The organism is Arthrobacter sp. UYCu712 (assembly GCF_040547005.1).
Lineage (GTDB): Bacteria > Actinomycetota > Actinomycetes > Actinomycetales > Micrococcaceae > Arthrobacter.
Map to the genome: position 1 here is coordinate 95,078 of NZ_JBEPOZ010000006.1, position 17,338 is coordinate 112,415.

The following is a 17,338-nucleotide window of genomic DNA, read 5'->3' on the forward strand; positions in this document are numbered from 1 at the left end:
CAATGGCGCATCGTCCCTCCTCCCGATGCGCGCGACCCGGTAACTATTCGATTATAGCCGAGCCGCCGGACTTCAGGGCGTGGCGTCGTCGGAGATGTGCAGGGTGGAGCCGTTGCGTTGCTTCACCACCTGCAGCTGGGTGCTGATCCGCTGTTTCATCTCCGCTACATGGCTGACCAGCCCGACCACGCGGCCGCCGTCCCGGAGCCCTTCGAGGGCGTCCATCACCTGTTCGAGGGCCTGTTCATCGAGGCTGCCGAAGCCCTCGTCCACGAACAGGGTCTCGATGTCCACCCCGCCGGATTCCTCCTGCACCACGTCCGCCAGGCCGAGGGCCAGGGCCAGTGAAGCCATAAAGGACTCGCCCCCGGAGAGCGTCGCCGTGTCGCGGCGCTGCCCGGTCCACTGGTCCACGACTTCCAGGCCCAGGCCGGACTTGGCCCCGCGGGCTGCCTTGGCGTCCGTGTGCTGCAGGGTGTACCGGCCATCGCTCATGCCGATCAGCCGCTCCGAGGCGGCGACCGCCACCTGTTCGAGCCGGGCGGCGAGCACGTAGCTGTTCAGGCTCATCCGGTAGGTGTTGTCTCCCCCGCCGCGGGCGGCGTCCGCGACGGCGTTCAGCAGTGCTGCCCGTTCGCGCGGTTCCCGGCCGGCCACGGCAAGCCCCGCGTAGCCGGCCGCGATCCGCTCCAGCGTCCGCACGGACTTCTCCGCAAGCCCCGAGGCGAGGACCGCCTGGCGCGCGGCCAGTTCCGCGGCGGCTGCGCCGGTGCGGAGCTGATCCAGCTCCTCGTCCTGCAGTGGCCCCTCGTTTTCGAGTTCACGGGCGGCCAGGGCGAGTTCGTCACCGGCGAAGAGTTCCTCGATCCGGGCAGCCTCATCCTGCGCGGTCCGGATGGCGGTTTCCAGCCCGGTGGCGTCCGGCGCGGCGAGGATGACGGCCCGGGCCTCCGCAGCGGCGGCGAAACCCGCTGCCGGCAGCGCCTGCTCCAGCTGTCCCCGGGCGTCCACGGTGCGGGCTTCAGCCTGCTCCAGCCTGGTCCGTGCGGCATCGGCCTGCTCCAGAACGGCCGTGGTCCCCTGCAGGGCAGCGATCCGTTCCGCCAGGCCGGGGTGGCCGGCGCGCAGCTTCGCCAGTGCCAGCTCGAGTGCCTGGGCCTGTTCCACGACTTCCGTGATGGTGGTCTGGTTCCGGGCTGCGGCCGAGGCGGCGGCTGCCTGGTCCTGTTCCGCGGCGATGATCTCGCCTGCAAGCTCCGCCTGCCGGTTCCTGCTGGCGGCAAGTTCCTGAGCCGCCAGGCTTGCCTCGGCCGCGCGTTCCGTGGCCAGCGCCGCATCCAGGCGGGCTTCCTCGGGCGGCGTGTTGCCGCCTTGCGCCGCCAGGACGGCGACGTCCTGCTGGGCGTCGGCCAAGTCGCGTTCCAGCGTTGCAAGGGTTGTGTCCGCGGCCTCGCAGGCTTCCTGGGCTGCCTGTTCCGCCTCGGCGACGGCCAGGGCGGAAGCGGCAGCGGCAGCGGGAGCGGGGTGTTCGGCGCTTCCGCAGACCGCGCACGGGATTCCGGGCAGCAGCTGGGCGGCGAGCTCGGCGGCCGCGTTGGACAGACGTTCCTCGCGGAGATCGAGCCAGCGCTGGCGCCGGTCCTGGTACTCGTCCCGGGCATGGCGGTGGCGTTCCGTCGCCGCCCCGCAGGCGGCCACGGCGGCGGCATGGCGCCCGACCATCACCACGAGTTCGTCGGCGGCGGCGGCTTCCTTGCTGCGCAGCTGGAGTTCTGCGGCGAGTTCTTCCAGCGGGCGCAGTCCGGCGAGCAATGCGTCGGATTCCGCCCGGAGTGCGGCCAGAGCCAAGGCCCCGGTGCGGTGCCCCGCTTCGAATTTTTCCAGTGCCGCACGCAGTTGCAGGGAGCGGGTGTTCAGCCCGGCTAGCCTGGCCTCGTCGGGCAGCCGCTCTTCGAGCACGGCCCGCACGGACCGGAGACCGGTGAGGGTGGTCCGCAGTGCCGCACCGTCGATGAGGCCGCCGGTGGATCCGCCGCCGAGAGCCGTCAGCTCGGGGTCCGTGCCGGCGGCGGTGCGGAGTTCTTCCGTTGCGCGGGCGAGGGCCGCGGTTGCCAGCTCCGTGGCCGCTTCGGCGCTTTCCACTGCCTGCAGCTGGCCGCCGAGCACTTCCGCCTTGCGGTGCAGGCCAAGCTTTTCAACCTGGACCAGCAGTTCCGGCGCGGCTGCCCCGGCGGCGGCCCGACGGCATTCGGCCGCGGCAAGTTTCCCCTGGCGGGCGGCGCGGGCGGTGGCCGCGTCCAGCTGAGCCGTGTTTTCGGCCTGCAGCCGCTCGGCCTCGGCCGCGGCTGCCCGGCGCTCAGCCGCGGCGGACGCGGCGCCGGACTCGAGCCAGGCAAGGAATGCGTCGGCATCGGCCCGGTCCGGCGCGTCCGCGGTGCGGAGCTCGAGGGCGGCCGTTTCCGCCCCTGCCTGGGCAAGCAGTAGTTCCAGCTTGCCGTTGAGGCCGGCAACCTCGGTGCCGGCGGCCTTCGCCTTACGCGCCAGTTCCTGCTCCACGGCCTCGAAACGCTGGGTGCCGAACAGGCTCTGGAGCAGCTCGAGGCGGTCGGAGGCCTTGGACCGGAGGAAAGCCGCGAAATCGCCCTGGGGCAGCATCACCACCCGGGTGAACTGGTCCCGGTTCATGCCCAGGACGTCGGTGATCTCGGCCCCGGCTTCGTCGTTGCGGCCCGACTTTTCGATCCATTCGCCGCCCACCCGTTCGCGCAGCAGCGTGTTGGCCTGCTGCACCGTGAATCCGTTCTTGCCCCGGGCACTGGGTTTGTCCCAGGCCGGAGACCGGGAGACTTCGAAGTGCCGGCCGCGTGCCGAGAACTCGCATGTGACACGGGGCTCGGCGGCGGCGTCCGCGTGGTCGCTGCGCAGCCTTTTGCCGTCCTGCCGGGCGCCCGGCACCGAGCCGTAGAGCGCGAAGCAGATGGCGTCCAGGACGCTGGTCTTGCCGGCGCCGGTGGGCCCGTTCAGGAGGAACAGCCCGTGCGCGCTCAGGCGGTCGAAATCGATGTGTTCGGTGCCGGCGAACGGGCCGAAGGCGGAGATTTCGAGTCGGTGGATCCTCACAGGGATATTCCTTCCAGGCGCACGGCTTCCAGCGCTTCGGCGAGCACGGCAGATTCGGCGTCGCCGGCGCCGCGTCCGCGGACGTGCTCCAGGAAGCCGCAGCAGATGGAGAGGTCGTCCTCGGCGTCGGCGAGCCTGCTGCTGTAGCTGGCCTTGGCGCCGGCGACGGCGCCTTCCGGATCGAACCCGAGCACCAGTGTGTCGGGGAAACGGGCGCGCAGCCGCTCCATGGCCTGCGCCGGACGCTGCGCGTCGGTCAGGGTGATCTGGCAGTAGGCGGGTTCGGCCCAGGCAAGGCCTTCGGCGGAGAGGAGTTCGTCCAGTTTGCCGCGCAGCACGGCCAGGGTCCGGGGCGCCTCCCAAAGCACTTCGCGGACCTCGCCGATTCCGGCAGCATCCGCCTCCACGAGCCAGCTGCCCTTCTTGTGCTTCGCCTCGGAGAAGGAATACGCGAGCGGCGACCCGGAGTACCGCACGGTCGCCGAGAGTTCCTGCCGTCCATGCAGGTGGCCGAGCGCCGTGTAGCCAAAGCCGTCGAAGAGGTCCAGCGGGACGGCGCCGACTCCGCCGATGCTCAGGTCCCGCTCGCTGTCCGAGCTGATGCCGCCGCTCGCGAAGGTATGCGCCAGGACCACCGAATGCACGGTCCTGGTCCCGGCCCGGGCGGCGAGATCGGTGCGGATGCGGTCCGTGGCGGCCCTCGTCACCTCGAAGTGGCTCGCGGTTTCGACGCCAAGCTGTCCGGCCACGAGACGGGGTTCCAGCCAGGGGATGCCGTAAACAGCGAGGACCGGGGCGGCATCGTCCGTGGCGTCACCGCTGAGCGGGAACAGCACCGGCTGGTCCAGTGCGGCCAGACGCGTGCGCAAGTGCACTCCCCCGCGTTCCAGCAGCCGGGAAGCGAAGCCGAGCCGGATGGCGGAATCGTGGTTGCCGCTGGTGAGCACCACCTCGGCGCCGGCGTCGGTCAGCCGGACGAGCGCGTCGTCGAGCAGGCCGACGACGTCCACCCCGGGCAGGGCACGGTCATAGACGTCGCCGGCGATGAGGACGACGTCGACCGACTCGTCCCGCACGAAGGTGACCAGCTGGTCGATGAACGAGCGCTGGGCGTCAAGCATCCCGACGCCGTGGAACGACCGGCCCAAATGCCAGTCCGAGGTGTGCAATAGCCGCATGGTCCTACGGTATCGGCTGGCACCGACAGTATTGCGCCAACGCCCCGGAGCCGCCGGGAACGGCTCCGGGACCGGCTCCGGGACCGTCGCTGTGCCTACTCGCCGCGCTTGCTGTCGAAGAAGTCGCGCGCCTCGTCGCGGCCCGGTTTGCGGGGCACGTCGGCGCGGACGGGACCGGCCGGCACAGGCTTGGTCCCGGCAGGCTCGGACCCGGCAGACCCGGCGGGTCCGTCGTCGGCGCCTGGATCGTCGGCGCCGAGATCATCGGGTTCCTCGGCGTCGAAGTCCTCATCTGCGGGCCCGGACGCGTCGCCGGGAACCGGTGCGGCAGCGGCCGGAGTGCCCTGCGCAACGACCCGGAAAACCAGTCCCGCGACGGCCGCGCCGACCAGCGGGGCCACCCAGAAGAGCCAGAGCTGGCCCAGCGCGTCCGCGTTGCTGAACAGCGCCGACGCCGTGGCGCGGGCGGGGTTGAAGGGCGCGTTTCCGATCGCCTGGCCGAGCTGCAGCAGCACGGCCATGGTCAGTCCGACGGCGAACGGAGCCGCGGCCCGGGAAGGGTTCCGGACCGAGGTGGAGCCGAGGTAGACGGCCACCAGCAGGGCGGCGCCGAGAACCTCCACGAGCAGCGCGCCGGCCATCGGCGCCTGGATGATGGAGTGCTCACCGAAGCCGGCGGTGACGGTGTCAAACGCGCCACGGGTATCCGCAATCTTGGGGATGGTCCGGAGGATGCCGAACAGCGCAACCACGCCGAGCAGCGCACCGACGAGCTGGGCGCCGAGGTAGGCCGCGGCGTCCGCGAGGCGGGTGCGGCCGGCGATGACGTTGCCCACGGTGACAGCCGGGTTGAAGTGGCCGCCGGAGACGTACCCCAAGGCGAGCATCGCGGCGGTCAGCGCCAGCCCCGCGGCCAGCGAGGCGGAGAGCGGGTTCGACTGCGGGATGGTAAACAGCGGCACGCCCAGTCCCACCACCACCACAAACAACGTCCCCAGGGCCTCGGCGTACAGCCGGGCCAGGAGTCCGGACCGCTGGGGATCGTCAAGGGCGGCGGACGGCCGGGCGGCTGTCACCGGGGCTGGCACGGGCGTGGTCATGAGTGAAGATTCCTTTGCTCGAAAATGGTCCGCCAGCAGTCTGCCAGCGGAATCTGGACGTTGGCTGGACCCGGGCTCGACGTCCCCCGCTCCCCCGCGCTACCGTCCCAGCGCAATTGCGGCGACGGTGCTGCCCGCAAGGGCGACGACGGCGGCCGCGGCCCAGCGGATGAGGACCGCGGGCGGAGCAGCGGCGGAACGCCGGAGTTCCCGCCCCCGGACCAGCACACAAAGGCCCAGCACCACCGTGGCAGCCATCGCCGTCAGGGCGCAGATGCCAAGGTAATCGGGGGCACCGGCCGCCGGAATTGAACCTGGCTGCGATCCTGCGAGCCCCCAGCTGCGCCAGATCAGCAGGTCAGCCACCACCAGGCCCAGGAACGTCCGACGCCATGACAGCAGCGTCCGCTCCGGCTGCAGCCCGGGATCCCGCACCGGCTGGACGCTCACGGGGCCAGCAGGATCAGGACGGCACACGTGAACGCCGCGGCCGCCACCCCGATGGTCATCACCAGCATGATGCCGGAAAACCGCAGCTCACGGCTGGTGCGCATCGCGGCCTCCATCTGGCCCCAGCGGCGGTAGGACAGCGCGGCCAGGCCGGCACCGATAACGGCCAGCACCACGCACAGCGCGATCCGGAGCGGGGCCGGGGCGATCTCCGGGGCCAGCTGGTCGATCGCGAGGGCTCCCGCGATCAAGGCCAGGGAGGTCCTGATCCACGCCAGGAACGTCCGTTCGTTGGCCAGCGAGAACCGGTAGTCGGGGGTGGTTCCGGTCTTCCGCCATGCTGGTTCGCGCATAAGTCCCCTGTTTTCCCGGGCCGGTCCCTTCAACAGCACCCTACCCGGCCCTGCTCCCCACCTGCCCGGCGCCGGCCCGTGCCTTCCGGGACAGGCCGCCGGGGTAAATTTGACCTTATGAGCAGCGAGCCCGGCACCACCCCAGCAGTGACCACCTCAGCGACCCCCGCACCGGCACCGTCGCACGAGTCCCGCATCCACGGCTGCCTGCTGGGCGGTGCCCTGGGCGATTCGCTGGGCTACGCCGTCGAATTCGAGGACATTGCCGGGATCCGCGCGAAGTACGGTCCCGCGGGTCTGCAGGACTTTTCCGCGCTCGACGGCGGCAGCCACTTCTCCGACGACACCCAGCTCACGCTCTACACCGTGGACGGGCTGCTGGAAGCGCTGGAATGGGCGAACTCGGGCGTCGGCGCCGATACCAACGCGTGCCTGTGGCTCGCCTACCTGCGCTGGCTGGGCAGCCAGGGCTTCCCCGCCCCGGAGGCGGCCCCGTTCCAGCCTCCCCGCTGGATCGATTCCCACGAGGTCCTCAAGCACCGCCGGGCCCCCGGGGACGCCTGCCTGAGCGGCCTGGCCACCGGCGAGATGGGAACGTTCTACCGGCCGGTCAACCCGGAGTCCAAGGGCTGCGGCACCGTGATGCGCTCGGCTCCGTTCGGGCTGATCCCCTACATCGCCGCCGCAGCCGTCTACAAACTCAGTGCCGACGCGGCGTCCCTGACCCACGGGCACCCCGCTGCCCGGCAGAGCGCCGGCGTCTTCAGCCTCGTCATCCACGCTCTGACGGCGGGCAACGGCCTGCGCGAGGCCGCCGGATACGCGCTCGGGCAACTGGACGCCGGATACCTGCACAAGGGTGAAGAGCCCGATCCTGACCTGGTGGTGCGGCTGGAGGCGGCGTTGCGCCTGAGCGGTGACACCGCGGCCGGCGGGGTGCTGGCGCCCGAGCAACTGGTCCTGGAACTCGGTGAAGGCTGGGTGGCTGAGGAGGCGCTCGCCGTCGCACTCTACGCGGTGCTCGCCACCGTACCGGATCCGGCGGCGCAGGTCGACGGGCAGCCGGAGGTGCACTTCCGGGCGGCGGTCGCCCTGGCCGTCAACCACAGCGGGGACAGCGATTCGACGGCTTCCATTGCCGGGAACATCCTGGGCGCCTATTACGGCGAGCAATGCCTGCCGGCAGACTGGCTCGCAGCGCTGGAAGCGCCCGAGGTCATCCGGGGCATGGCGTCCCGGCTGGCGGCGGTCACCGGCCCCTGACCGGCCGTCGCCCGGCCCTATTGCTTCCCCACGGCCACCCGCATTCTGTCCTCGGGGGTGATGAGATGGTCGTGGCTGTCATCGCCCGGGTCGATCTGCACCTCGGCTGTTTCGTCGGCCGAGAAAAGTTTCGGGTGGGTGGCTTCGATGTGCCCTGTGGCTAGCTGCTTGCCGTCCTCAAAAAGGGTGATTTCCGCGCCCTTGCCCAGTCCCCCGCCGTCGTAGGTGAATTCCGCGCGCACTTGGTGGGCGCCCGCGGCAAGTGATTCGGGAGCGGTAATGTGCGTGGTGTTCAGGGCCCAGGGAATTGTAGGTGTAGTTCAGCTTTCCGTCGTCCACGGACAGTACCCACCCGCCGCCAGGGCCGCCTTGGGCGAAGACGGTACGGATCGAATACGGACGTTAGGGATGCACCGGCCCGTCACGGGGCCAGGATGGCTGCCTTAGGCGCGGAGCGGGATGTTGTTGCAGGCCTCGCACACGTCGTCGGGGATCATGCCACGGCGCTGCAGCCAGCCGAAGATGGTGCAGCCGAGGCAGAAACCGGCGAAGGCCTCCAGGGATGCGGCCAGTATCAGGACCGCCAGCAGGATCCAGGCGGCCGGTGCCAGCCCGGCGGCCAGCAGGATGGCGGCAGCGGTGGACATGGCCGCACCGATGCCTTGGGCAAAGCGCTTCGGCGGCCCGGGCACCAGCCGCTTCTTCCCCAGCAGCGGCGTCAGGATCTTGACGGAGAGCACGGCGAAGGGCGAGATCCGCGGGCCGAACAGCACCCGCAGCCAGAACCCGACGGCGATCACGGCCAACCCCCAGCCGAAGCCGGTCAGCAGGGTGGCCACGGACAGCAGCACCACGAGAGCGGCCGTGATGCGCGCGGAGTACTCGTTGACGGGATTGGGGAACGCGAATACCTTGCGCCAGTCGATCAATTCACTCATCACCCAAGGCTAGGAGCGGGCGGACCCGGGGGAAATGATTGTTGCGCCGTGTGACCCTTGGGGCGTTCGGCTCTGGGGCCTCAGGCCAATGCCGCGGGGGCCACGTGGCCGCCGACCATCTGCAGGAATTCGCCTTCCGAGAGGACTTCGATCCGCTGGCCCCGCTCGTGCAGTTCCATAACCCGCCGGGCCTTGCCAGTGATCCGGCCGGAGCGCAGGTCGGCGGCCACAAAGCCGTCCCCCACCACCAGGACGGTGGTGCGGGCGGTGACCCGGCTTTCGGGCCTGGCGCCCAGTTCGGCGGAGCGGACCTTGGCCTCGGGCCGGGGAATCGCGAGTTCGCCGGTGAACACCACGGTCTGGCCGAAGAGTGGATGGCCGGGCTCGGCGTCGGCGTTCGGGAGCGGGTTGGCGCCTTCTTCCGGCCAGCCGGGCTGGAACGCTCGGACCGCCGGTCCTGCTCCCGGTCCGGCGGCGAGGGCTTCGAGGGCCGACTGGCTGGCTTTGGACAGCGGGTCCCGCAACGGATCGAAGGCCGGCTGCCGCGAGACGGCCAGGCCCAGGGACAAGTAGAGTTCCGCGATGCTCCCGGCGCCGTTCCGGGCGGCGATGTCGATCAGGATGCCGGCGCAGGCGCGCGCATCCTCGGCGGCGTCGTGGTGGTTGACCAGCGGGACGCCGGCTTCCTCGGCCGCGTAGGGCAGGGAATTGGACACCAGCGAGTAGCAGCGCCTGGCCAGCATCACGGTGCAGACGTAGTCGTAGGCGGGGCCCGCCAGCCCGGAGACTTCCAGGCCGGAGCGGATGACGCCGAGATCGAAGGCGGCGTTGTGGGCCGCGAGCACGTCGCCGCCGATGAACGCACCGATCTCCGGGAAGAGCTCGCCGAAGCGGGGAAGTCCGGCCACCTGCTCCGGACGGATGCCGTGGATCCGGACGTTGTGATGATCGAAGCGGTCGTGGTTTTCCGGCGGCCGCATCAGCCAGGAGGCCTCCTCGACGACGACGCCGCCCCGGACTTTCGTCAGGCCAACAGCGCATGGTGAACCACGGAAGCCGTTCGCGGTCTCAAAGTCGATCGCCGTAAAGTCCAAACCCACGCCCCGACTTTACCGCCCGCGGGCCCTCCCGCCCGCATCGGTCCGCCGCCCCGGCCGCCGCCGCGTGCCGAACGTCCGACGGCGGCCGTCAAGTACCCTTAACAGGTGAACCCTTTAGCTATGAGTGACTTTGCCGTGTCCATGATCGGCGGGGCCGGCCCGGTGCAGCCACACCTTGCCTCCTTCCTTCCCGACTGGCTCAACCCTCAGGTCTTCCTGGCCGATCCGGCCCTCGCGCCCTGGGTTGTGCTGCTGGTCTGCGGCATCATCTTCGCCGAGACGGGCCTGCTCATCGGCTTCTTCCTGCCGGGTGACTCCATGCTCTTCACCGCCGGACTCCTCGTCGCGACCGACACCATCAAGTTCAACATCTGGGCCTTCGCGGCGCTGATCATCGTCGCCGCGATCCTGGGCAACCAGACCGGCTACCTGATCGGGTCGAAGGCCGGACCGGCCATTTTCAACAAGCCCGATTCCAAGCTGTTCAAGCGCGAGAACGTGGAAAGCGCACACGCCTTCTTCGAGAAGCATGGCGGCAAGGCCCTGATCCTGGCCCGCTTCGTGCCGATCATCCGGACCTTCGTACCCGTGATCGTGGGCGTGGCGCAAATGGACAAACGCAAGTTCTTCCTCTTCAACGTCATCGGAGCCGTGCTCTGGGGCGGCGGCGTCACGCTGCTGGGCTACCTGCTCGGCGACAAGGTGCCGTGGGTCCGGGAGAACCTGGACATTATCTTCATCCTCATCGTGCTGGTTTCGGTCATCCCGATCGGCATCGAAGTGGCCCGCGGGTTCATCGCCAAGCGGCAGTCCGAAAAGCACGGCACGGAGCTCGTGGAAGAGTTCATCGAAGAGCACGAGCCCGAAGAGGACCGAAAGACCCCCTAGCGCGCCGGCGCTGGCCGGCTACTTCCCGGCCAGCGCCTCCACAATCGCCGGCAGCAGTGCCCGGAACGCCTGGCCGCGGTGGCTGATGGCGTTCTTCTCCTCCGGGCTCAGCTCCGCGCAGCTGCGGTCCAGGCCGCTGGGCTGGAGCACCGGGTCGTAGCCGAACCCGCCGGCGCCCCGGGGTTCGCGCAGCAGCGTGCCCTCGAGCTGCCCGTACTCCACCACCTCACGGCCTTCCTCCGGGGAGGATCCCGGCACGGCCAGGGCCGCCGCGCAGACAAACGCGGCGCCCCGGTACCCGTCCGGCACATCCGCCAGCTGGTCCAGCAGGAGCTGCAGGTTGGCCGCGTCGTCCCCGTGCCGTCCGGACCACCGGGCCGAGAAGATCCCGGGTGCGCCGCCAAGCACGTCCACGGCGAGCCCTGAGTCGTCGGCAATCGCCACGAGCCCGGTCGCCTGCGCCACGGCGCGCGCCTTGAGCAGCGAGTTTTCCGCGAAGGTCACCCCGGTCTCGACGACGTCGGGGGCCCCGACGTCGCCGGCATCCACCACTTGCGTGTCGACGTCGAGGCCGGGCACCTGGCCGCGCAGCAGTTCGCGGAGCTCCCGGAGTTTGCCCTTGTTGTGCGTGGCGAGGACCAGAACAGGCACGGGCGCGGGGCTGTTTTCTGCCGGGCCTGCCGTCACGGGGCTTCGGCCAGGGTCTCGCGCTGGATGGCGGCGAGCTGCTCGGTGCCCAGCAGGGCCAGGTCGAGCAGCTTGTTCAGCTCGTCGCGGTCGAACGGGGCGCCTTCGGCCGTGCCCTGGACCTCGACGAACTTGCCGGATCCCGTGACCACGACGTTCATGTCGGTCTCGGCGCGGACGTCCTCGACGTACGGCAGGTCCAGCATCGGGATGCCGTCGATGATACCGACGGAGACGGCGGCAATGGTGTCTACCAGGGGCTGGGCGTTGCGGGCGATCATCTTGTTCTCGCGGGCGAAGCGGATGGCCTCGGCCAGGGCCACGTAGGCGCCGGTGATGGCGGCGGTGCGGGTGCCGCCGTCGGCCTGCAGGACATCGCAGTCCAGCACGATCGTGATCTCGCCAAGGGCCTTGGTGTCGATGATGGAGCGCAGCGAGCGGCCGATCAGCCGGGAGATCTCGTGCGTGCGTCCGCCGATCTTGCCTTTCACGGACTCCCGGTCCGAGCGGGTGTTCGTGGCCCGCGGCAGCATGGCGTACTCGGCCGTGACCCAGCCGCGGCCCTCGCCCTTGAGCCAGCGCGGGACGCCTTCGGTCAGGGACGCCGTGCACAGCACCCGGGTATTGCCGAATTCGATCAGGGCCGAGCCTTCGGCCTGCTTGGACCAGCCGCGGGTGATGCTGATCGGCCGGAGCTGGTCCGGGGTGCGGCCATCGGCGCGGATAACGGGGGCAGTAAGAGCTTCGGAAGTCATGCCTTTAGCTTATCGACTCGGCACCCGGTGCCGTGCCGGTGCTGCTCAGACCGTGTAGTGCACACCCGCGACGGCGACGGCGACGTCCCCGCCGAAGACCGGTTTGGCCTCGGCCATGACCGTGCTCGGGGAGGTCCAGACGGGGATGTGCGTCAGCAGCAGGCGGCGCGCCCCGGCGGCCTTGGCGGCCTCCCCGGCGCGTTTGCCGGTCAGATGGACATCCTTGATGCCGTCGTCGCGGCCTTCCTCGAAGGCCGCCTCGCACAGGAACAGGTCGGCGTCCCGCGCCGCGTCCTCCAGGCCGCTGCACGAGTCCGTGTCGCCGGAATAGCTCAGCACACGGGCCACCGGCGTGCCGTCCTTGCCCGGTTCGGTGACCTCCACGCGGAGCGCGTAGGCCTCCTCGACGGGGTGGTTCACCGCATAGGGCGCCACCGTGAACGGGCCCACCGTGACGGGCTTGCGCTCGGCCCAGTTGCTGAAGTCGAACTCCTCGTGCATGCCCGGGTCCAGCTCCAGGCCGTAGGCGGTGGCCATCCGGTCCGCCGTCGCCGCCGGTCCCCAGACCGGGATCCTGCCCCGTCCCCAGCCGCCCGGCTTCCAGCGCACAGCGACGTGCAGCCCGCACAGGTCCATGCAGTGATCCGGGTGCAGGTGGGTGAGGAAGATCGCGTCGATGTCCTCGAGGTCGGTGTACCGCTGGAGGGCGCCGAGGGCGCCGCTCCCGAGGTCCAGGACGATCTTCCAGTTCCGCTCGCCGTCGTTGGCGGTCAGCAGATAGCACGACGCCGGCGACCCGGGGCCCGGAAACGATCCGGTACAGCCAACGATGGTCAGCTTCACAGGCCAGGCCCCCACAGGGAAGACGGCGCCGCGAAGTTGGAGATCTGCGGCCGGACCGGGCCGGCCTGCGCGGCGGCGATCATTTCCGGGGTGATCCGGGCCAGGCTGCCCGTCGGATACTGGGCCGCCACATGGTCCACGTGGCGGACACTGAGGACTTCCGGGCCCAGGAACCGCCGGGCGAGGGACTCGAACTGTGCGGCGTCGCCGGTGGCGATGAAATTGTGCTCGGGCGCGGCGGCGTCCTGGCGTTCCAGGCCGCGGGACGCGAGGGCCCGGTAGACGTCCTTGGCTGTCTCCTCGGCGCTCGAGACCAGGGTGACGTCCTCGCCCATGACGTAGGAGATCACGCCGGTGAGCAGCGGATAGTGGGTGCAGCCCAGCACGACGGTGTCCACTCCGGCGGCCTTGAGCGGTGCGAGGTACTCGCGTGCCACGGCCAGCAGCTCCGGGCCGGTCGTGATGCCGGCCTCCACGTAGGGCACAAACGCCGGGCACGCCACAGACGTGATGGCCAGGTCCGGGGCGGCTGCGAAGGTGTCCTCGTAGGCGCGGGAACCCACTGTGGCGGAAGTGCCGATCACGCCCACCCTGCCGCTGCGGGTGGCGGCGACGGCGCGCCGCACGGCCGGCTGGATCACTTCGATCACCGGGATCCCGTAGCGCGCCGTGTAACGTTCCCGGGCGTCCCGCAGCACGGCGGCGGACGCGGAGTTGCAGGCGATGGTCAGGAGTTTGACGCCGGAATCCACCAGCTCGTCCATCACGCCCAGGGCATTGGCCCGGACTTCTGCGATGGGCAGCGGCCCGTAGGGGCCGTGGGCGGTGTCGCCGACGTACAGGATGGATTCGTTCGGCAGCTGGTCGATGATGGAACGGGCAACCGTGAGTCCGCCGACGCCTGAATCGAACACCCCGATGGGCCGCGATCCCAGCCGGCTGGTTGCGGTACTGCTCGCTTCGGAGTCCGCAACAGCTTCCGCTGCCGGATCGATGTTCGATGCTGAAGTCATGATTATTCGAGGATAGGGCTTAGCCCGGGGTGCGGCCATCACATTGTGGCGTCCGACTCATGTCTAATTTGTCACACCCGGGCAGGGCCATCCGCTTACCGGAGGTTCCTCTCAGCCGCGCGCTTCGATCGACTGCAGCATGGCCTGGACCAGGGACTCCTGCAGCCACGTGGTGAAGTTGTAGACGAGTGCCAGGTAACTCTCCACGTCTTCGGCCTGGGACCAGTCCTGCATGAGGTGGACATGCTCGGCGTCCGCGTCGTCGCGGATGTCGAGGCGTTCGGCAAGGACCAGCCGGACGTCGTTGAGCGCCGCGGACCAGTGCCGGGCATCCGCCGGGGTGAGGAGCAGTTCGTCCCTGTCCAGGCCCAGGGCCGCGGCCTTCAGGGCGCCGATCTTGCTCTCCCGCAACGAGCGCTCGGTGTACCGGCGGAATTCAAGGGAGGCCTCGTCGTCGTTCTTCATGACGTTGGGAAGGAGCCGGCGCAGGGCCCGGTCCGAAGGTTCCCGGGCCTCCGTGTCCAGCCCCACGAGCGCGGCGAGCGGGTCCTGGTTGGCGCGTTCCTCCGGCTCCAGCATGGAGATGACGTCTGTGAACAGGCTGCGCAGCAGTTCCCGTTCCGCCGGTTCCAGGTAGCCGGTGATGCCCTTGAGCCCGTATTTGAATGCCTTAGCCACGTTTTCCCTTGCCCTTGCCTGATCCGCCGCCTGACCCGGCTCCGCCGGAGCCGCCGGTGGCCTTTTCCACGGTGGCCCAGAGACCGTAGCCGTGCATCGCGACCGCGTGCTGCTCCACCTGTTCCTTGCTGCCGTGCGCCACGATGGAGCGTCCCTTCTTATGCACCTCCAACATGAGCTTGTTGGCCTTGGCCTCCGGATAGCCGAAATAGCTGCGGAACACATAGCTCACGTAGCTCATCAGATTTACGGGATCGTTCCAGATCACGAGGTTCCAGGGGATGTCCGGGGCGGTCAGGACGTCCGTGGACGCCGCTGTTCCGGTCTTGGTGCCGGCCTGGGTATCGGGGCCGAGCGCAACGCTAAGGGTCATCTGTCCATTCTATGGGGATGCACACTAGAGTGAATTTGTGAGTACCTCAGCTGGCTGGGACCGTCCCCGCACGTCCCTGTACACCGACCACTACGAGCTGACCATGCTGCAGGCCGCGCTGCATTCCGGCGCCGCCCACCGCAAATCAGTGTTCGAAGCCTTCGCCCGGCGCCTGCCGGACGGCCGGCGTTACGGGATCGTGGCGGGCACCGGGCGCCTGCTGGAAGGCATCGCCGACTTCCGGTTCGGCGACGCCGAACTGGACTTCCTGCGCCGCACCAACGTGGTGAACGAGGAGACCCTGGAGTACCTGGCCGGATACTCCTTCTCGGGCGATATCTGGGGCTATCCGGAGGGCGAGGCGTACTTCCCGAGCTCCCCCATCCTCATCGTCGAATCGACTTTCGCCGAGGCCTGCATCCTTGAGACGTACATCCTGTCGGTCCTCAACCACGACAGCGCGATTGCGTCGGCGGCCTCGCGGATGATCACGGCGGCCGGCGGCCGGCCCTGCGTGGAGATGGGCTCCCGCCGGACACAGGAAGAGTCTGCCGTCTCGGCCGCCCGGGCCGCCATCATCGCCGGCTTCGATTCCACCTCCAATCTGGAGGCCGGGCTCCGCTACGGGCTTAAGACGGTTGGCACCGCAGCGCACTCCTTCACCCTCCTGCACGACACCGAACGTGAGGCCTTCGAGGCGCAGATCGCCTCGATGGGCGCCGGCACGGCCCTGCTCGTGGACACCTACGACGTCGAGGCAGCCGTCCGCAGCGCCGTCGAACTCGCCGGCGACAAACTCGGAGCGGTCCGGCTGGACTCCGGGGACCTCGTGGCGCAGGCCCAGTGGGTCCGCCAGCTCCTGGACGACCTCGGCAATGAGCGCACCCGGATCATCGTCACCTCCGACCTGGACGAGTTCGCCATCGCGGCGCTGCAGTCCGCCCCGGTGGACTCCTACGGGGTCGGCACCTCGCTCGTGACCGGCTCGGGCGCCCCGACGGCGAGCATGGTCTACAAGCTGGTCAGCCGCACGGACGACGACGGCGACTTCGTCCCGGTGGCCAAAGCCGCCAAAAACAAGGCCAGCAAGGGCGGGCGGAAGTACGCCTTGCGCAAACTCAACGAGCGCGGCACCGCCAGCCAGGAGATCGTGGGCATCGGCCACCGTCCGGAAGACGACGGCAACGACCGCCCGCTGCTCCAGCAGTTCATCAAGAACGGTGAGCTCCTGCCCGGCTGGACCGGCCCGGACGGGGTTGTGCGCGCCCGCCGCCGCCACGCGGCCACCATGAAGGAGCTTCCAGCCGTGGTCAACCGGCTCCAGCGCGGCGAACCGGCCATCCCCACCATCTACGAGGAGTACTGAATGTCCCGCGCCCTAATAATTGTTGACGTGCAGAATGATTTCTGTGAAGGAGGCTCGCTGCCCGTTGAGGGCGGGGCGGGGCTTGCCGCAGAGATCAGCGAATATGTCGATGCCCACCACGCCCAGTTCGACCACATCGTCGCGACCCAGGACTGGCATGTCGATCCGGGCGCGCATTTCTCGGCGGAACCGGACTTCCTGGACAGCTGGCCGCGGCACTGCGTGGCGGGTACGCGCGGGGCGGAGCTGCACCCGGACCTCGACACCGAATACATCCAGGCCTATTTCCGCAAAGGCCAGTTCACGGCGGCCTATTCGGGCTTTGAGGGGCTCCTGGCCCCGGACGACGCCGTGCCCACCGGCGACCGCAAACCCGGCGCCATGCCGCTGGGCGGCAGCACCGACACGGTGGCCGGCGGGGACACCGACGAGGAACCCGGGTCCCTTGCCGCCGGCGAGGACGCGATCGGCCTCGACGACTGGCTGCAGAGCCACGACGTCGAGGATGTGGTGGTGGTGGGAATCGCCACCGACCACTGTGTGAAGGCCACTGCACTGGACGGCATCCAGGCCGGGTACTCGGTGACCGTGCTGCGCGGCCTGACCGTGGGGATCTCCGAGGACCTGGACGATGCCGTCGCCGAAATGGAACTCGGCGGCGTCGACATCGCCTGAGGCCCGGAGCATCTTCCCCGACCGCGCGATTGTGGCAACGGCGGGCCGGAAGGCGCCGCCACCACAGTAGACTCGAAATCCTGCCACTATCGTCTGACCCGTATAACCCCGGAGTACACCATGAAAAAGACCCTCACCCTCCTGATCGCTGCCGGGGCCCTGCTCGGCGCCGCCGGCTGCTCGGCCCCGGCTACCCTGAGCACCGAGGAGACCTGCGCCCGGATCCAGGGCGTCGGCGCAGGCCCGACGTCCAACGCCGACAAAACAGGCATGACCCGTCTCGCGAACCGGCTGCGGCCCCTCGAAGCGGCCGCCGCCGAGGAGCTGAAGGCCCCGGTGCAGTCCATCATCGATTTCCTCGACGAGTCGGCGAAAGCCGAGCCGGACTCCGCCAAGGTCCAGGAACTGCAGGCCAAGTACACGTCCGCCGGCCAGACCCTCAACGAGGTCTGCGGAGCCGGCGGCCAGTAACGGCCGCCGAAGCCACAAAAAAGGGGACCGGGTCACCGGTCCCTTTTTGCTCACCTCCTGCGGACGTTGCGGCCGCAGGAGGTGCAG

Annotated in this window: 19 protein-coding genes; 5 read left to right on the top strand and 14 right to left on the bottom strand. The window is 69.6% G+C overall.

Features of this window, described 5'->3' with window-relative positions:
- Positions 1-72: 72 nt before the first annotated feature.
- The 5 genes from ABIB51_RS08235 to ABIB51_RS08255 form a co-directional block, all read right to left on the bottom strand.
- Positions 73-3,120 carry an AAA family ATPase gene (locus ABIB51_RS08235; RefSeq protein ID WP_354187284.1) on the bottom strand — a complete coding sequence of 1,016 codons (3,048 nt, stop codon included), beginning with the start codon at positions 3,118-3,120 and terminating at the stop codon, positions 73-75.
- Complete coding sequence (locus tag ABIB51_RS08240; protein WP_354187286.1) at positions 3,117-4,298, bottom strand: exonuclease SbcCD subunit D; 1,182 nt, start codon at positions 4,296-4,298, stop codon at positions 3,117-3,119. Before ABIB51_RS08240 ends, ABIB51_RS08235 begins: the two co-directional genes overlap by 4 nt.
- Before the next feature lie 95 nt (positions 4,299-4,393).
- Positions 4,394-5,398 (bottom strand): MIP/aquaporin family protein, encoded by a 1,005-nt coding sequence (locus tag ABIB51_RS08245; protein ID WP_354187288.1) that lies wholly within the window; start codon positions 5,396-5,398, stop codon positions 4,394-4,396.
- Between the two features lie 99 nt (positions 5,399-5,497).
- Entirely contained in the window at positions 5,498-5,848 is a 351-nt protein-coding gene (locus tag ABIB51_RS08250; RefSeq protein WP_354187290.1) for a DUF202 domain-containing protein, read from the bottom strand.
- A complete protein-coding gene (locus ABIB51_RS08255) occupies positions 5,845-6,201 on the bottom strand; it encodes a YidH family protein (RefSeq protein ID WP_354187292.1) in 357 nt (118 codons plus the stop codon). The genes ABIB51_RS08250 and ABIB51_RS08255 overlap by 4 nt, the downstream gene beginning before the upstream one ends.
- A 117-nt stretch (positions 6,202-6,318) precedes the next feature.
- On the opposite strand from ABIB51_RS08255, the gene ABIB51_RS08260 reads away from it, so the two are divergent.
- Positions 6,319-7,464 carry an ADP-ribosylglycohydrolase family protein gene (locus tag ABIB51_RS08260; protein ID WP_354187294.1) on the top strand — a complete coding sequence of 382 codons (1,146 nt, stop codon included), beginning with the start codon at positions 6,319-6,321 and terminating at the stop codon, positions 7,462-7,464.
- 17 nt (positions 7,465-7,481) lie between these two features.
- Here the strand turns inward: ABIB51_RS08260 and ABIB51_RS08265 are convergent, their stop codons facing one another.
- The 3 genes from ABIB51_RS08265 to ABIB51_RS08275 form a co-directional block, all read right to left on the bottom strand.
- A complete protein-coding gene (locus ABIB51_RS08265; RefSeq protein ID WP_354187296.1) occupies positions 7,482-7,706 on the bottom strand; it encodes a hypothetical protein in 225 nt (74 codons plus the stop codon).
- Between the two features lie 201 nt (positions 7,707-7,907).
- Positions 7,908-8,402: a DUF4395 domain-containing protein gene (locus ABIB51_RS08270; RefSeq protein ID WP_354187298.1), complete on the bottom strand. Its 495-nt coding sequence runs from the start codon at positions 8,400-8,402 to the stop codon at positions 7,908-7,910.
- A gap of 80 nt (positions 8,403-8,482) precedes the next feature.
- Complete coding sequence (locus tag ABIB51_RS08275; protein ID WP_354187300.1) at positions 8,483-9,502, bottom strand: 3'-5' exonuclease; 1,020 nt, start codon at positions 9,500-9,502, stop codon at positions 8,483-8,485.
- Between the two features lie 120 nt (positions 9,503-9,622).
- On the opposite strand from ABIB51_RS08275, the gene ABIB51_RS08280 reads away from it, so the two are divergent.
- On the top strand, positions 9,623-10,390 hold the full coding sequence (locus ABIB51_RS08280) for a VTT domain-containing protein (protein WP_354187302.1): 768 nt from the start codon (positions 9,623-9,625) through the stop codon (positions 10,388-10,390).
- Between the two features lie 18 nt (positions 10,391-10,408).
- Here the strand turns inward: ABIB51_RS08280 and rdgB are convergent, their stop codons facing one another.
- The 6 genes from rdgB to clpS form a co-directional block, all read right to left on the bottom strand.
- On the bottom strand, positions 10,409-11,041 hold the full coding sequence (gene rdgB, locus ABIB51_RS08285) for an RdgB/HAM1 family non-canonical purine NTP pyrophosphatase (RefSeq protein WP_354187304.1): 633 nt from the start codon (positions 11,039-11,041) through the stop codon (positions 10,409-10,411).
- A 32-nt stretch (positions 11,042-11,073) separates the two neighbouring features.
- Entirely contained in the window at positions 11,074-11,832 is a 759-nt protein-coding gene (gene rph / locus ABIB51_RS08290; protein ID WP_354187306.1) for a ribonuclease PH, read from the bottom strand.
- Positions 11,833-11,877: 45 nt separating this feature from the next.
- Positions 11,878-12,675: an MBL fold metallo-hydrolase gene (locus ABIB51_RS08295; RefSeq protein WP_354187308.1), complete on the bottom strand. Its 798-nt coding sequence runs from the start codon at positions 12,673-12,675 to the stop codon at positions 11,878-11,880.
- Positions 12,672-13,727, bottom strand: coding sequence for a glutamate racemase (murI, locus tag ABIB51_RS08300; RefSeq protein ID WP_354187310.1), 1,056 nt, complete (start codon positions 13,725-13,727; stop codon positions 12,672-12,674). Before murI ends, ABIB51_RS08295 begins: the two co-directional genes overlap by 4 nt.
- 72 nt (positions 13,728-13,799) lie before the next feature.
- Complete coding sequence (locus tag ABIB51_RS08305) at positions 13,800-14,366, bottom strand: DUF2017 domain-containing protein (protein ID WP_354187312.1); 567 nt, start codon at positions 14,364-14,366, stop codon at positions 13,800-13,802.
- Positions 14,359-14,739: an ATP-dependent Clp protease adapter ClpS gene (gene clpS, locus ABIB51_RS08310; RefSeq protein ID WP_354187314.1), complete on the bottom strand. Its 381-nt coding sequence runs from the start codon at positions 14,737-14,739 to the stop codon at positions 14,359-14,361. The genes ABIB51_RS08305 and clpS overlap by 8 nt, the downstream gene beginning before the upstream one ends.
- A 37-nt stretch (positions 14,740-14,776) precedes the next feature.
- Here clpS and ABIB51_RS08315 point away from each other — a divergent pair, with 37 nt between their 5' ends.
- The 3 genes from ABIB51_RS08315 to ABIB51_RS08325 all read left to right on the top strand — a co-directional run bounded on the left by ABIB51_RS08315 (position 14,777) and on the right by ABIB51_RS08325 (position 17,251).
- Positions 14,777-16,105: a nicotinate phosphoribosyltransferase gene (locus tag ABIB51_RS08315; protein ID WP_354187316.1), complete on the top strand. Its 1,329-nt coding sequence runs from the start codon at positions 14,777-14,779 to the stop codon at positions 16,103-16,105.
- On the top strand, positions 16,106-16,780 hold the full coding sequence (locus tag ABIB51_RS08320) for an isochorismatase family protein (RefSeq protein ID WP_354187318.1): 675 nt from the start codon (positions 16,106-16,108) through the stop codon (positions 16,778-16,780).
- A 120-nt stretch (positions 16,781-16,900) separates the two neighbouring features.
- A complete protein-coding gene (locus tag ABIB51_RS08325) occupies positions 16,901-17,251 on the top strand; it encodes a hypothetical protein (protein ID WP_354187319.1) in 351 nt (116 codons plus the stop codon).
- Positions 17,252-17,338 lie beyond the last annotated feature (87 nt).